This window comes from Flavobacterium erciyesense (assembly GCF_018069925.1).
Taxonomy (GTDB): Bacteria; Bacteroidota; Bacteroidia; order Flavobacteriales; family Flavobacteriaceae; genus Flavobacterium; species Flavobacterium erciyesense.
This window is the reverse complement of the sequence record NZ_JAGPXB010000002.1, coordinates 64,774-79,936: the sequence shown is the minus strand read 5'-3', so window position 1 is coordinate 79,936 and position 15,163 is coordinate 64,774. Positions and strand designations below refer to the sequence as shown.

Annotated in this window: 13 protein-coding genes; all 13 read left to right on the top strand. The window is 32.3% G+C overall.

Going from position 1 to position 15,163, the window contains the following annotated elements; translation table 11 throughout:
• The first annotated feature begins 203 nt into the window (after positions 1–203).
• The 13 genes from KBJ98_RS03370 (at position 204) to KBJ98_RS03310 (ending at position 15,162) form a co-directional block, all read left to right on the top strand.
• Complete coding sequence (locus tag KBJ98_RS03370; protein WP_210788277.1) at positions 204–3,263, top strand: DNA polymerase III subunit alpha; 3,060 nt, start codon at positions 204–206, stop codon at positions 3,261–3,263.
• Positions 3,264–3,408: 145 nt separating this feature from the next.
• Entirely contained in the window at positions 3,409–4,788 is a 1,380-nt protein-coding gene (locus KBJ98_RS03365) for an exonuclease domain-containing protein (RefSeq protein WP_210788276.1), read from the top strand.
• A 465-nt stretch (positions 4,789–5,253) separates the two neighbouring features.
• Entirely contained in the window at positions 5,254–5,793 is a 540-nt protein-coding gene (locus KBJ98_RS03360) for a hypothetical protein (protein WP_182651195.1), read from the top strand.
• 163 nt (positions 5,794–5,956) lie between these two features.
• The gene (locus tag KBJ98_RS03355) at positions 5,957–6,919 is read left to right on the top strand and encodes a WD40 repeat domain-containing protein (protein ID WP_210788275.1); all 963 of its coding nucleotides are present in this window, start codon (positions 5,957–5,959) and stop codon (positions 6,917–6,919) included.
• Between the two features lie 194 nt (positions 6,920–7,113).
• Positions 7,114–7,608, top strand: a complete 495-nt coding sequence (locus tag KBJ98_RS03350; protein WP_210788274.1) for a YdbT family protein — start codon at positions 7,114–7,116, stop codon at positions 7,606–7,608.
• A gap of 172 nt (positions 7,609–7,780) precedes the next feature.
• Complete coding sequence (locus tag KBJ98_RS03345) at positions 7,781–8,698, top strand: hypothetical protein (RefSeq protein ID WP_210788273.1); 918 nt, start codon at positions 7,781–7,783, stop codon at positions 8,696–8,698.
• A 131-nt stretch (positions 8,699–8,829) separates the two neighbouring features.
• Positions 8,830–9,429: a hypothetical protein gene (locus KBJ98_RS03340; protein WP_210788272.1), complete on the top strand. Its 600-nt coding sequence runs from the start codon at positions 8,830–8,832 to the stop codon at positions 9,427–9,429.
• A 426-nt stretch (positions 9,430–9,855) separates the two neighbouring features.
• Complete coding sequence (xseA, locus tag KBJ98_RS03335) at positions 9,856–11,247, top strand: exodeoxyribonuclease VII large subunit (protein ID WP_210788271.1); 1,392 nt, start codon at positions 9,856–9,858, stop codon at positions 11,245–11,247.
• A gap of 1 nt (position 11,248) precedes the next feature.
• On the top strand, positions 11,249–11,446 hold the full coding sequence (xseB, locus tag KBJ98_RS03330) for an exodeoxyribonuclease VII small subunit (RefSeq protein ID WP_210788270.1): 198 nt from the start codon (positions 11,249–11,251) through the stop codon (positions 11,444–11,446).
• An 18-nt stretch (positions 11,447–11,464) separates the two neighbouring features.
• Positions 11,465–12,100, top strand: coding sequence for an SOS response-associated peptidase (locus KBJ98_RS03325; RefSeq protein ID WP_210788269.1), 636 nt, complete (start codon positions 11,465–11,467; stop codon positions 12,098–12,100).
• Between the two features lie 1,033 nt (positions 12,101–13,133).
• Positions 13,134–13,892 carry a hypothetical protein gene (locus tag KBJ98_RS03320; RefSeq protein WP_210788268.1) on the top strand — a complete coding sequence of 253 codons (759 nt, stop codon included), beginning with the start codon at positions 13,134–13,136 and terminating at the stop codon, positions 13,890–13,892.
• Positions 13,889–14,398, top strand: coding sequence for a hypothetical protein (locus tag KBJ98_RS03315; RefSeq protein WP_210788267.1), 510 nt, complete (start codon positions 13,889–13,891; stop codon positions 14,396–14,398). Before KBJ98_RS03320 ends, KBJ98_RS03315 begins: the two co-directional genes overlap by 4 nt.
• A gap of 425 nt (positions 14,399–14,823) precedes the next feature.
• Entirely contained in the window at positions 14,824–15,162 is a 339-nt protein-coding gene (locus KBJ98_RS03310) for a MobC family plasmid mobilization relaxosome protein (protein WP_210788266.1), read from the top strand.
• The last annotated feature ends 1 nt before the right edge of the window (position 15,163 follow it).

Below are 15,163 nucleotides of genomic sequence, written 5' to 3'. Positions count from 1 at the left end.
GGATGCCGCTTCCATCCCTAACGCACAATGTTATTAAGTCAAGGAATTACTCTTTTAGTTTTCACGTAGATTTCGCAGATTTATGCAGAAAAATCAGTTAAAATCTGTTGAAACTGCGTGCTATTTTTTTTTCCCTCTTAACCTAATGACATTTCCCTAACGCAAAAAACTATAAAATCAAAAATCGTTAATTTTCAATCACAATGTATCTCAATTGCCATTCTTATCATAGCTTACGTTACGGAACAATTCCGTTGAACGAACTTGTTCAACAAGCTAAAATTTCGGGCCTTACCTCAGTTGGATTGACCGATATTAATACGGTAACTGGTATCTACGATTTTACAAAACAATGCAAGGAAGTTGGCATAAAACCTATCGTGGGTGTTGAGTTCAGACAAAGCAACAGACTGCTTTTTATTGGCTTAGCCAAAAACCAAAAAGGCATTGGCGAAATGTGTCGTTTGCTAACCCATCATAATTTATCCAAAACTCATTTGCCAAAGGTCGCGCCAGCATTTGAAAATGTATTTGTGATCTATCCAACAGCTAATATGCCTAACGAGTTGCGAAATTTTGAATACATTGGCATTCGTCCAGAAGAAGTGATAAAATTATTCAAAACCGAATGGAAGCCGATCATTCAAAAGGCGGTAATCCTGCAACCTGTTACTTTTAGATCCAAAAAGGAATTTAACTTACATAGAATTCTGCGTGCCATAGACAACAACACCTTATTGTCAAAATTAACAGAGGAGGACATTTGCAAAACTTCTGAAATACTGACAAGCCCCGAGGAGTTGCTTAAAAAGTACAGTGAGTATCCAGAAATTATAAAAAATACCGAATTCCTTATTGAAGAATGCAATTTTGAATTTGAATTTAAAACGCCTCGAAACAAAAAATTCTATACCAAAAGCAAAGAAGGCGACCGCTTATTATTAGAAAACTTAGCCAAAAGTGGTTTACTAAAACGCTATGGAAACACAAACAAAGAAGCGCAAGCCCGCGTAATAAAAGAACTAAAAGTAATCAACGACTTAAACTTTAGTGGCTATTTTCTAATCACTTGGGACATCATTCAATATAGCAAAAGTCAAGGTTTTATGCATGTAGGGCGTGGTAGTGGTGCCAACAGTATCGTGAGTTATTGTCTTGGTATTACAGACATCTGTCCTATCGAACTCGATTTATATTTTGAACGATTCCTAAACGAAAACCGAAAATCGCCACCAGATTTTGATATCGATTGGTCTTGGCGTGAACGTGATTTTATTTTAGAATATATTTTTAAGCGTTTTGATCCAAATCACGTTGCCTTTTGTGGTACAAATGTAGAATTCAAATACAGATCTATTTTTAGGGAAGTGGGTAAAGTTTTTGGATTGTCTAAAGACGAATTGGATGGATTATCTAAAGCCAAAGGACGACAAAGAGAAAGTAATTCGGTGGTAAAATATGTCGAAGAATACGGAATGATGTTAGAGAAATATCCAAATCAAAGAAGCATGCACTCCTGCGGCATCATCATTTCTGAAGAACCAATTACCAATTTCACTGCACTAGAAATGCCTCCAAAAGGCTTTCCAATTGTGCAATTTGATATGCATGTAGCTGAAGATATAGGTTTTGAAAAATTCGACATTCTAAGTCAGCGTGGTTTGGGCACCATTGATGAAGCCGTTAAAATTATTGAAAAAAACAGAGGAATTAAAGTGGATATCACGGATACTTCATTGTCTAAAAACGAAGCCAAATGCAATGAGTTGCTCAGTATTGGTAAAACTTTAGGGTGCTTTTATATAGAAAGTCCTGCTATGCGAGGTTTGTTACGACGTTTAAAATGCGATAATTACAAAACACTAGTGGCTGCGTCAAGTATCATTCGTCCTGGAGTGGCTCAAAGTGGAATGATGCGAGAATATATATTCCGGCACAATAATCCAGATAAATTTGAATATTTTCATGATGTTTTCAAAGAGCAGTTGGGCGAAACCTATGGTGTTATGGTCTATCAAGAAGATGTAATTAAAATTGCGTTGCATTATGGCGGGTTGACTGCTGCCTATGGCGATATTCTTAGAAGAGCCATCAGTGGAAAAGGACGTTCCTTAGCAGAATTACAATCTGTAAAAAACCAATTTTTTGTTTCTTGTAAAGCAAAAGGGCACCCAGAAAAACTGAGTGAAGAAGTCTACAGGCAAATAGAAAGCTTTGCAGGATATTCTTTTTGTAAAGCGCATTCGGCAAGTTATGCCGTAGAAAGTTACCAAAGCTTATATTTAAAAACCTACTACGGTATTGAGTTTATGGTAGCAGCTATCAATAATGGTGGTGGTTTCTACAGACCCGAAATTTACATTCACGAAGCCAAAATGAGTGGCGCAACGATACACAATCCGTGTATCAACAAAAGCGTTTATCAAACAACCGTTGAAGGAACGGATGTGTATTTGGGTTTTATGCTTTTAAAGAATCTAAACAGCGAGTATATTTTCAGTATTGTTGCTGAACGAGAAAAAAATGGTGCATTCAAATCGATTGAAAATTTCATCACCAGAGTTCCATCAGGATTAGAAAGTATCCAAACATTAATATTTATTGGAGCCTTCAGGTGTATTGGCAAAACAAAAAGTCAATTAATTATCGAGGCACGAATGCTTTTGATACATCATAAACTGGAGGTAAATACTCCTTTACTAATTGAAGAACCCACTAAGGAATACAAGTTTCCAATTATAGAACGTTCCATTTTAGAAGATGCTTTTGATGAAATTGAATTATTGAGTTTTCCTGTTTCGTGTTCACCATTTGATTTATTAGAAACAAAATTCAAGAGTGGTGTTTTGGCCAATAACCTCATTCACTATCTAAAGAAAGAAGTAAAACTGATTGCTTACTTGGTATCAATTAAACAAGTCCCTACAAAAATGGGAATGATGTTTTTTGGCACTTGGATCGATGCAAATGGTGATTATTTTGATACTGCACATTTTCCTAAAAGCCTTATCAACTATTCGTTCAAAGGAGGCGGATGCTACTTGCTTTTGGGTACAGTTGAAGTAGATTATCATTTTCCAACCATTACTGTTTCAAAAATGGCAAAAATGCCTTTTAAGCCTGATCCACGATATGCCAATTCAAAAACACTTCAATTTAAGGCAACAGAACAGTTGAGAGGTGATATTAGTACCACCGAACGAGCTCCATATCCGCAAGAACACGAAATCAATTTACCAAGAATAAAGATGGTCAAGGAGTAATAAACAATATTAAAAAACTTTCAGGCTTTTGATTTGCCAGCCATAAAGTCGAAGATTCACGAATACCCAAAAAAGACACTAAAAACTCGGGAATACTTTTTGCTTCTTTTGTAGTAACACAAAGAAGAGTAATTATAAAAAGCATATGAAAAATCAGGAATACGCAATAGTAGACATAGAAACCACAGGCGGGAATGCCAGTGGCAGCCGCATTACAGAAATTGCCATTATCATCCATAACGGTACTAGTATCATCGACCGTTGGGAAACGCTTGTCAATCCAGAAAAAGAAATTCCACTAGCCATTTTTTCACTAACCGGCATTAACAATGAAATGGTACGAGACGCACCTATTTTTGATGACATTTCTGAAAAGGTTTTAGAAATGCTTTCCGGACGCGTTTTTGTGGCCCATAATGTAAACTTTGATTACTCTTTTGTCCGCCACCAACTCGAAGCCAGTGGTTTCAAATGGACTGCGCCAAAATTATGCACCGTTCGAGCAGCCAGAAAGATTAAGTCTGGACTGGCCTCGTACAGTTTGGGCAGACTTTGCAATTCGTTAGACATACCTTTGACCAACCAGCACCGTGCTGGTGGTGATGCAGATGCTACTGCAATTTTATTTTCTCATTTACTGGAATGGGATGTGGAAGGGGTAATCGAAAAAATGATAAAAAAGACTTCTCAAGACCAGCGTTTACCTCCTAACTTACCACCTGCTGACTTTGAGCAGTTACCGGATAAAGCAGGAGTCTATTATTTTTACGATCAGACAAGAAAAGTGATTTACGTAGGTAAGGCTATCAACTTAAAAAAACGCGTGGCTTCCCATTTCAGTGGTCATAATATCACGACACAAAGACAAAATTTCTTGCGGGACATACATTCTATTTCCTTTGAAGTTTGTGCCACAGAATTGATGGCACTACTGCTCGAATGTAATGAAATCAAGAAGTTGTGGCCCGCCTACAATAGAGCGCTCAAACGTTTTGACTCTAAATATGGATTGTATGAGTATGAAGCCCGCAGCGGCTATCGGTATTTAGCCATTGGCAAATTAGGCAAATTTCAGGCGTGCATAGAATCTTTTAATAGTTTGTACAAAGGCATCAATGTATTGCAAGGACTAGCCAAACAATTTAGCATTGATAACCGATTTTGCAATTACGGCATGGACGACCACGGAGAATTTACTCCAAAATCAGACCGAACCGATTTACCCGCAGTGGAACAACATAACGAACAAGTCCAAAACGCTATTGATTTTTTAGTAAAAAACAGACCCAGCTTTGCCATTAAAGATAAAGGAAGATCTACGGAAGAACGCAGTTGCATTTGGGTTGAAAAAGGGCACTTCTATGGGATGGGATATATCGCTTCGGATATAGGATTTACGGATCTCTCTGAGATAAAAAATCATGTCACTCCTTACAAAAGCAATCAATACAGTGTCGATTTAATTCTTGCGTATGCAGAGAAATATCCCAGTAAAGTGCTGTTTAAACAGAACGAAAATGAATAAGAATTCATCGCAATTACTACTAAGCATTTTCATTAAGCAATGGTTAAAGAAAATGTTTGACTTCCCGCTACGAAAATCATTCCATGAATATTTTTTTCTAACTATCACTAAACTATAATACTCAATACTAAGAAAAAAAAGGAATGACAAGCTAGATTAAAATAGTTGTTTATTAAGCTAATATGTATGAAGAACAATATTTTACAACAAATAACAAAACAGATAAATAAAAACTAAAATCACTCAACCGCTAATGGAAAATGAATCAAGAAAACTTTCCCATTTGTAGCTTAAAAATTAAGGAAATCATCTCCATTAAATTACAATAATGTAATAAAAGTTATATATTTGAAAAGCGATAAAGCTAAATAAACCTTTGTTAATTCATCTTAATTTGGGTGTATACACGAAGTTTATTGCGCATATATACAAGTTGTGCGTCATTATAACGAAAATGAGAGAAAAATGGAATTTTCTGAAATAAATATGATTGTTGAAATGAACTCTTTTGTCGAATTCTATAGTGAAGATGATGAAAGAATTTTCGAGAATAATGACTTTGAAAAATTACGAAAAGAACTAAATATCAAAATTGATATTTGTGAAATACATAAATCGTATTATTCAGACGGAAAAATTGGTTTTAATGAAAATACAAAAGTTTATTTTTCTGATTTACGCCTTGACACTTTTATTTTGTTAGACATAGGAGATGAAGATCTTGTGAATTTGGTAATTAGATATCCTAAAGTGCAAAAAGACCGAGTAAAATCATTCTGTAGAAATTTTTTTGATAGAACAAAAATTGAAGTATTTTATCTAGAAGGTACAACGAAAGAGAAAAATTCCGAAATATTGACGGATTTAAATTCTTATCCAAAAAAAATTGAATTTTTATATGGCAATTATTATAAAGATATAGAGTTTTATCAGATGAATAAAAAACTAGAAAAAAAAATTGACTTAAAAGAAATTTATATTTGGCCTTTTACTAAAGAAAAATAACGAACGCACAACACACGCTACAACGGATTTGGGCAATTGGCTTAATGGAAAGTTGGTTTTGTATTTGGTATGATTTGGCAAATCCGAAAAACAAATCTTACTTTAGTCCCAAACCCGCTGTAGTACCGGAACGTTGGTGGCAACCATAAAAAAAAACTACAAAATGAAAATCCGAATTAAAATAGTAACTCTTCTAAATTTTTTGATTATTATTTTCTGCAATCAGACATTTGCTCAAAATGCTGTAACAAAGGAAATACTTTGGACAACAGATTGGAGTCCCAATGGAAAATACATTGCAATTGGAGGAAATGTGGACACTTTGAAAATTTATAATTCAAGTAATCTAAAACTATACAAATCTCTTCTTATTAAAAATACAATTACACGCATAAAATGGCATCCTACAAAAAATATAATTGCTGTAGCTACACAAATGTCAGGTGACAGATCAAGTATTATTAATATAGAAACTAATGAAAAAATTGAGCTAAATGCTGTATCACTAGATGGTGCAAGAGGAATTGATTGGAATTATACAGGTGAATATTTAGCAGTTACAGACAATGACGGGGAAATACTTATTTTTAATATTAAAGGTGATTTAATTAGAAAATTCAATAATGAAAATACAAAGACCATAACTGCCATTGATTGGCATCCAAAAAAAGACATTCTCATAACCGTTTCAGATAAAATACGTTTATTTGACATTAATGGAAACCTGTTAAATTCAATAAAACATAGAAAAGAAGAAATTATGATATTGAGTGTCGCATGGCACAATTCGGGTTCTTTTTTTGTAACAGGAGATTATGGGGACGAGAAAGATAAATCTTTACTTCAATATTGGGATGAAAATGGCAAACTGTTAAAGTGTATAGATATAAGTAAAGGTGAATATAGGAATTTGGTTTGGAATCCAAAAGGAAACAGCTTAGCAACAGCAAGTGACGCACTGAGGATTTGGGACATCAAAGGAAACCTTATTTCAGAAGGTTACTCTAAAGACTATTTATGGGGTATTTCTTGGAATAAACAAGGAGATAGAATTATTACTTCAAGTATGGAGGAAAATATAATACTATGGAATAATAAAGCAGAAAGAATATTAGCTATAGAATAAGGGCTGCCACTAACAGCTGTTTTGATATAGCTGGAATTAAGTGGAATTAACGTCTTGCATCAAGTTTTTGTTAAGCCGCAAATTAAGCGGTTATCTATTTCCAGCCATCTCAAAGCATCAAAACATTGGTGGCAATACTTCCGAACTTGCAATGAACAATAACTTTAAATTCAAAATATAATTTTCAAACAAGAATGAACAAAAATATTGTAATTAGAAATTTGACAATTAAAAATATTCTTAATTTAGGAAAACCTTTAATTTTTATATTTTTCATATTCTACTGCGTCTTTAAAATTGGATTGGGGGACAGTGGAGTATTGAGAAATTTGTTAATTTTTTTATATGCATCAGGAGCCATTTTGACGATATCTTTAATAAATTATTTTTCTGAAGTAGTAATAATTGATGAAAACGGAATAAAGAAGAGTAGTTTATTCTTCTCTCATTTTATAGAATGGTCAAATATTAGATCTGTGGATGTTCAGTTAACTACAGCAAACAGGCTTACTAAGACATTGGATAAAACAGAATATTTTGATAATTTTTATGTTGGAAGAAAAGAAATTTTAATTAGTAATATGGAAAACCAACTATATCAATCTAAATTAACAAAGTGGAAAAAAATAATACGATTACCTTTTACCGAAAATATAATTGAATTATTAAAAAATCATAATCAACTATAATAAAGTACTGCCACCAACACACGCAATAATGGATTTAGGCATTGGGCTTAATGGAAAGATGGTTTTGTATTTGAGATGATTTGGCAAATTCGTAAATAGGGCTTAATCTAGGCCCAAACTGCCTGTAGAGCGGGAAAATTATGAGGCACTTTAAAAAAATATCACATCGAAAATGCTAAATTGGTTCAAAGGAAATAAACATTCAAAATACAGAGAAATTCTTCTTAATGCTTTTCCACGGACATTGAAAAAAGACGTAGAAAGTGTATTGGACATTTTGCCCTTTGCATTGAATGATATAAAACTATTTGACGGACGAATTCATAAAGTAGAAAACTTAATTCATCCAGACTATCAAACTGTCCTACTTGAAGGGGAAAATTTATTAATACCTAACAGACTTTATTTTAATGAACCTGAATTAGAAAAAGAACAGAAACTTACAAACAATCAAAAAGCTATTCTCAACTGCATTTATCTTCGACACCATAATGGATATGTAAGACAAAGTCGCTTGGAAAAAGTTAACAGTAACGAATATTGGATTACGCCTTTTACTTTTAAACTTTTAGGAGAATATATTTTTGAAATATTAGAAGTTTTGGACGAACAACTTGATAATAGTAAATTGGAAAACTACAAACGGTTTGCAATAGAAAATCCAAAATATTACCATCAGACCGAAAGTAGAATGATTAGTTATTGGAACGAATATTACAGAAAGGCAAATCCAAAATTAAATCGTTATGTTGGTAGAATAATTTTTGACCAAATAAAATTTAAGACAAAAGGTTTGTGTTTAGACGAGATTACAGAAATTGAAATTGACGAAAATGAAAGATTATTAATAAAACCGAAACGCTCAAAATTTACTTTAATTTATAGAACTGCGACAAAAGTCCATTGGGACGAGAAATTTTCAGCACTTTGCTCTCCAAAACTAAGGGAATGGAATTACCTAAATTGGTATCAACATATTGTCAATGGTGCAGAAGTTGAATGTAATACAAAACTAATAATAACAGCCAGAACAGTTTGGACAAACATTAAAGACGATTTAAAAAAGAAAATAATTGAAAACCAAAAATAAAAGCGAACGCACAACAGCTAGGGTGTCGTTGCGTGCGCAGTACGAACAATGAAACCCGTGTTGACCTAATAGCGGAACGTTGGCAGAAACCTTAGAACTGGATATACAATTATAATTTTAAAAAGATAAAGATGGGAATAGTAGACAAACTTTTTGGGAATAAACAAGACTCAACAAAAAAAGAAGTAGTGGACGAAACTTCTCAAATCGTAAACAATGCAAGAAATGAAATGAAAAATAAAGTAGTTGAAAAACTAAACATCAACACCAGTCAAACACAGGAAAAATTTTTACAATTAACTGACGAAATTCTTGAGTTTTTAATTAATAAATTACAAGAAATCAACTCGCTGGAGCATGAAATATTTGTACGAAGTAAGAGTTTGAAAAACCCTAAGGAACCCAACCAAGTTCAACTTGGAGAAAAAGAACTTTGGGCTGAATATAAAAAGCGTAGAAGCGAAATCACAAATCCAATAAGTTTGAACCAATCAGACGAAGGTAGTCGATCATTTGGAAAGCCAACAAAGTATGAATATTTAAGTTATCCTGACACGCAAGTTTTTTTTATTATGAAATCTGCAAACCGCGCTATTGTTGAAATTATTTATGAGTACGGAATAAAAAAGAAAGACCAGTTTGTATTGAAAAAGGAAGGAGAAAATTGGAAAGTTGACACTAAAAAATATGGATTTCCAGACGAAACTACTTGGTATAAAGATGTATTATAAAAGTAAAAAAAAAGGCAGCCACTAACAGCTAGGGTTTCGTTGCGGCTGCAGCCGAACAATGAAACCCGTGTTGAACGGAACCGATTACATGCCGTCAACACTTATTAAGTTATCGTAAAATTTTGACAGAGAGTATCAAGAGGCAAGTGAGCCTCTTTTTTTTGAGAAATAATTTTTGGTTTATGATCGTATTTTTGATCACTATTGCCCATAAGTATCATTAACCCGTTCGCTAGGGATTACTTTCTTTCTGACCAGACTTACAGAAATAGTAACATACTGGACAAACAAGAAAATCGTTTCTAGTTCTTCACCACAAAAATTTATTAAATCATTTTGAGCCATTTATAACAATCTGAAAAAACTACTTTATCTTTGATAAAACATAAAAGGAGCCATCCTTTGATGCATAAATCCAAAGTCAGAATGCCTGAGAAAACCAATGACAAAACTATTTTTTCGCTGCTGGAAGTAACCAAAAGCATAAAAAAAACGCTGGAACAACGGTATTCAAGTTCTTTTTGGATTAAAGCGGAAATGAACAAACTGAATCATTACAGTCATTCGGGGCATTGTTTTCCTGAAATAATAGAAAAAGTAGACGGTAAAATTGTAGCCCAATGCAAAGCAACCATGTGGCGTGAAGATTACCAAAATATAAACCGCAACTTTCTAAGAATTTTACAGGAACCGCTTAAAGACGGAATTAAAATATTGTTTCTGGCTAAAATTTCCTTTGACCCCGCTTTTGGACTGTCACTCCAAATTATAGATATTGATCCACAATTTACCTTAGGAGATTTAGAGAATGAAAAGCGACAAACCATCAAAAAATTAAAAGAAGAAGGAATTTATGATGCAAACAAAAAGCTAGATCTTCCTTTATTACCACAAAGACTAGCAATTATTTCGGTAGAAACCAGCAAAGGCTACGGTGATTTTTTAAATGTAATTGACAACAACAATTGGAATTATAAGTTCTTTTACCTCTTGTTTCCATCCATATTACAAGGTGATAAAGCTGTAACGGGTATTATTGCTCAGTTAGAGCGAATAAAGAAAGTGATCCATCATTTTGATGCAGTAGCCATCATAAGAGGCGGTGGTGGCGATGTCGGCCTATCCTGTTACAATAAGTATGAACTAGCCAAAGCTATAGCATTATTCCCCATTCCTGTCATTACGGGTATTGGTCATGTCACCAATGAAACCGTATGTGAAATGATCGCGCATACCAATGCCATAACACCAACAAAACTCGCTGAATACCTGCTTCAAAAATTCCACAATATTTCGGTTCCCATTCAGAAGGCAAAAGAAAAAATAATAGACAAAGCCAGACGATTGATCAGCGAAGAGAATGCCACACTGGACTCAGAACTTAAATTGTTTCGTTCATTGACAAATACTATACTAAACAACAATGAAAACAAAATCAAAAATGCAAGCTACGCCATAAAGCAGCAATCCCAATTCATTATAAAAAACAGTAGTAACGTATTAGAATCTTTGTATCATAAAACTCAGATGGCAGCAACCAATAGGATCAAGCAATCACAAGCAACAGTATTTCTAGTGCAAGAAACTATAAAAACGGCATCCATCAAAAACATTAAAAATGCCGAACTTATATTGGGAAACATTGAAAAAAACATCCAAATCATGGATCCTGTCAATGTGTTAAAAAGAGGTTTTAGTATCACCTATCATAATGGTAAAGCAGTCAAAGATACAACCCACCTTCAAGAGGGAACTACAATAGAAACAGTGCTTTTTAACGGAACGATAGAAAGCACCATCACAAAAATCAAAGAATAAAATGGAAGAAGAACTAAATTATACAAACGCTTTTGAAGAATTGCAAAGTATCGTATCCGAAATAGAACTAGGCGAAATATCAGTTGATGAACTTTCTGAGAAAGTAAAAAGAGCCACAACACTAATTAAATTTTGCAAGTTAAAACTAACCACAACAGCAGAAGATGTGAATGCAATTTTAAAAGAACTCGAAAATTAAAAAGTTAAAGGGAAGAGTATGTGTTATCATTCCAAACAAACTAAAATAGCTGTAGAAGTACAAACTAGGTTCAAGGCTACAATTGACAATCCACTAGAATTCAAACCGGCAACTCATGCCAATGGTTTTGAATATCCCAAAACCCCAGTAATCATTGATGAAAAACCAAACATCATTACGCATTACAATTGGGGTTTGATACCAGCGTGGGCTCAAGATGAAGACATTAAAAAATTCACCTTAAATGCCAAAATAGAGACAATAAGCGAAAAACCTTCCTTCAAAAACTCCGTAAACAAGCGATGTCTTGTGATTACCAATGGCTTCTATGAATGGCAATGGCTTGACAGCAAAGGAAAAAATAAAAACAAATTTGAAATCGGAATTGGGAATGATGATCTCTTTGCTTTCGCTGGAATTTATACGCAATGGACCAATACAATCACAGGTGAGATCAAAAATACCTATGCTATTGTTACCACCCAAGCCAACACAGTCATGTCAGAAATACACAATATCAAAAAACGCATACCGGTAATACTAAAACCAGAAGACGAAGCAAAATGGTTGCAACATCATCCTATAGAAGCATTCGCCTTTCCATATGAAGTCAATTTGGTGGCTAAAAACCTGAATCAAAATTCTCTTTTCTAATAAACAATAAAGCATTATGCTTTCCCAAAAGGGAACGATTACTCTACCTCATACAAAAAAGCGCATTAGATAAACTAGAGTAGACATTCCTAATGTGGCAAATAATAGGAAATCAAGAAAAATTGACTTTACAGATAAAATAGAAACGTATCACTGTTGACGGACAATTTCAATAATCAATAGCTATTACTTCAATTTTGAAGAGGTCATAAAATGTAACTATACTTCCAATTTCATTTTACGTAATTGTTTTATTTTGGGTTCAATAAAAGAATTAAATGCTCTGGAATGGATGCCTTTACGATAGTCAAGTTTTTAATAAAGTAAAAAGAAGGATACTGTAATCAGGTTTCAGAATGGCTTTCAAATAATCTAAGAATAAATATTTTGTTAGAACTCTTGTCTATATAGAAAAAGTATTCAATCCTTGATCTTAAACCCCATATTTTGCATCCTATAATGAAAGATAAATATTACTTTATTTTATCTTTCTTTATAATCAAAAAAAAATTAAAAACATAAATCCACTCTTGTATTAATTAGAAAACAAGATGCAAACTAGTTTATTAATTAATTAAAAACTAATTAATTAATAAACTAATTAATTAATAAACTAATTAATTAATAAACTAATTAATTAATAAACTAATTAATTAATAAACTAATTAATTAATAAACTAATTAATTAATAAACTAATTAATTAAAAACTAATTAATAAACTAACTAACTAATTAATGTTAGAACTACTAAATGTTAGAACTACTAAATGTTAGAACTATTAAATGTTAAAACTACTAAATGTTAGAACTACTAAATGTTAGAACTATTAAATGTTAGAACTATTAAATGTTAGAACTAATTAATGTGAAAACTAATCAATGAATACACTACCAAATATTCTAATTCGGAATATTATTGTCTTGAATATTACATATGGGATATTTCTTAAAATACATCAATATTTTTAAAAATTATATTTTTTATTTAAATAATTTCAGCTTTTTTTTGTTTTAAACTTAAATAATTAACAGTATGATATTAAATGAATTTGAGGTTCTTTCACCACTAAAATCAGAATATATAATATATAATGATCTAAAGGAAAAGCTTGTAAATACCGAGTTTGTGTACTTTTCGGAGCAAGATTTTAAGTCTCTGCTTGCACTTTCATTTGCGATTGAATTACATGGTAACTACTTGGAACAACTGCCAGGAACAGATCTAAAAAACTTCAATTTAGATTCAAATCGTTATTTTAAAATCACCATTAACTTCGGATTAATACTCTTAGATAATTTATCAGACTTTAAAAAAGAATGGTTCAATACTGTACTTTCTAAACCCTATAGATTAGGAGATTTTTTTAAATATCCAGAGATTAAAGAGTTTACTCAAGAGGTATTAATTGATCAATTAAATGTACGACAATGGGAATATGGTAGGTATTTTTTAGAATTATTTTCTACAATTATGGGTAGCTCTATTGTTAAACAACCTATTAAACCAACACAAAGTAGAGGTGAATTTTGGGATTTAATGTATAAAAAAATGGACGCTATTAAGGAGCCAATAGAAAATTACGAAGCGGTTTTACTTGCGTTTTTTATTAAAAAACATATTGAAAAACAGGATTTAAACATGCGGGATTATTTTTTATTAGGAAGTATCGCTTGTCAAAAAATGCATTTAATTTTTAAACGGGAGCTAAATTTAAAACAAGCTATCAAAGAGATTGTTTCGTTAGATCAAAATTTAAACAAAGGTAAAAGAAGAGGAGGGCCTAAAAGATGATAAAAGCTAATTTAAGAGAAGTATTCGATTACTTGAATAGTGATCAAATTTTGGTTATTTCAATTAAAATTGAAGGAGTAGTTTTTACGTCTGAACAATTAAAACTATTACACGACCATATAGTTAACGATAAATCTATTTTTAATTGCATTGAGTTAGATTTAAAATATTATCTATCAAGAAGAAAAGCTTTAATTGTGGTTTTAGAAGAAGATTTTTATGATAGACTTTCATATGATTTTACTGATTTAAAGAAATATGAAAATAAAGCAGCTTCACGGTTTGAAATAAGAAACAAAGAAAAAAACGTTCTAGATACTCCTCAAAAAGTACATCCAAAAAATCCTTGTAAATATTTTAATGGCAAAGATATGGCGTATAAAAAACGACATTATAAAGATGCTATTTCTGAAATTTTGAAAACACCTTTTCATTTTTTTGAAGTAAAAGAAGCTGAGGAAACTTTAAAGGAAACCTATACCAAAATGATTAGTGATGATTGCTAATCTAAAAAGTAAATATGTCTAACCTTCATCAAAAGTGAAGGTTTTTTTTATGCTTATTTTTTTCCCCTTAAGGCCAAACTAAAATTATAGGTTGTCACGAAGCAAGCCATGTTTTTGATAGCAAAAACCTCCCTTTGGTCGAATGGCTTGGCAGGGTTGCACCCCACACCCCGTTTAATTTGTAATCTGGCAGAGCCCTATTTTTAAATGATGCTTTTTCTCTAAAATTTAATCGTTTTTTTAATTTCTGAAAAGTTTAAATCTCAGTTTATTAATCTTCAAATTATCTTCAAATTAATTGGAATCAGGTTTACCGTATCGTTTTTTTGATTACGGTAAATCTTTTTTGCTAGCAATTACCCTTTTAGATTTGTCATCAGATAAACCAATAAATGAGTTTTCATTTATCCTAAAATTGAATGGCTATGACAAGACCAAAGAAACATATTCAAGATTTAAAAATGTTCCAAATCAATATCAGATTTACTCTTGATGAGCAACTTCAAATTGAAGAATTTTCTAGATCTTATGGTCTTTCAGTTACTCAATTTATACGAATTAGGTCTTTGAAAAAACAGTTACCTAAATTTTCTATGCCTGGTTTAAACAGAGATTACCTAATTGAACTTTCTCGGATAGGTAATAATATTAACCAAATGGCCAAACTAGCGAATCAAGGTAATCCAAATCTGAAAGGCTTAGAAGAGGATTTATTGAATTTAAAAGAAAAGTTAAATACCATTAAAAATCAATTGTTGGATTAAT

Bases quoted from the DNA above. Each gene is read 5' to 3' on its own strand.
- KBJ98_RS03310 (WP_210788266.1), top strand. From the start codon at position 14,824: ATGACAAGACCAAAGAAACATATTCAAGATTTAAAAATGTTCCAAATC.
- xseB (WP_210788270.1), top strand. From the start codon at position 11,249: ATGGAAGAAGAACTAAATTATACAAACGCTTTTGAAGAATTGCAAAGT.
- KBJ98_RS03360 (WP_182651195.1), top strand. From the start codon at position 5,254: ATGGAATTTTCTGAAATAAATATGATTGTTGAAATGAACTCTTTTGTC.
- KBJ98_RS03340 (WP_210788272.1), top strand. From the start codon at position 8,830: ATGGGAATAGTAGACAAACTTTTTGGGAATAAACAAGACTCAACAAAA.
- KBJ98_RS03320 (WP_210788268.1), top strand. From the start codon at position 13,134: ATGATATTAAATGAATTTGAGGTTCTTTCACCACTAAAATCAGAATAT.
- KBJ98_RS03355 (WP_210788275.1), top strand. From the start codon at position 5,957: ATGAAAATCCGAATTAAAATAGTAACTCTTCTAAATTTTTTGATTATT.
- KBJ98_RS03345 (WP_210788273.1), top strand. From the start codon at position 7,781: ATGCTAAATTGGTTCAAAGGAAATAAACATTCAAAATACAGAGAAATT.
- KBJ98_RS03325 (WP_210788269.1), top strand. From the start codon at position 11,465: ATGTGTTATCATTCCAAACAAACTAAAATAGCTGTAGAAGTACAAACT.
- KBJ98_RS03315 (WP_210788267.1), top strand. From the start codon at position 13,889: ATGATAAAAGCTAATTTAAGAGAAGTATTCGATTACTTGAATAGTGAT.
- KBJ98_RS03350 (WP_210788274.1), top strand. From the start codon at position 7,114: ATGAACAAAAATATTGTAATTAGAAATTTGACAATTAAAAATATTCTT.
- xseA (WP_210788271.1), top strand. From the start codon at position 9,856: ATGCCTGAGAAAACCAATGACAAAACTATTTTTTCGCTGCTGGAAGTA.
- KBJ98_RS03370 (WP_210788277.1), top strand. From the start codon at position 204: ATGTATCTCAATTGCCATTCTTATCATAGCTTACGTTACGGAACAATT.
- KBJ98_RS03365 (WP_210788276.1), top strand. From the start codon at position 3,409: ATGAAAAATCAGGAATACGCAATAGTAGACATAGAAACCACAGGCGGG.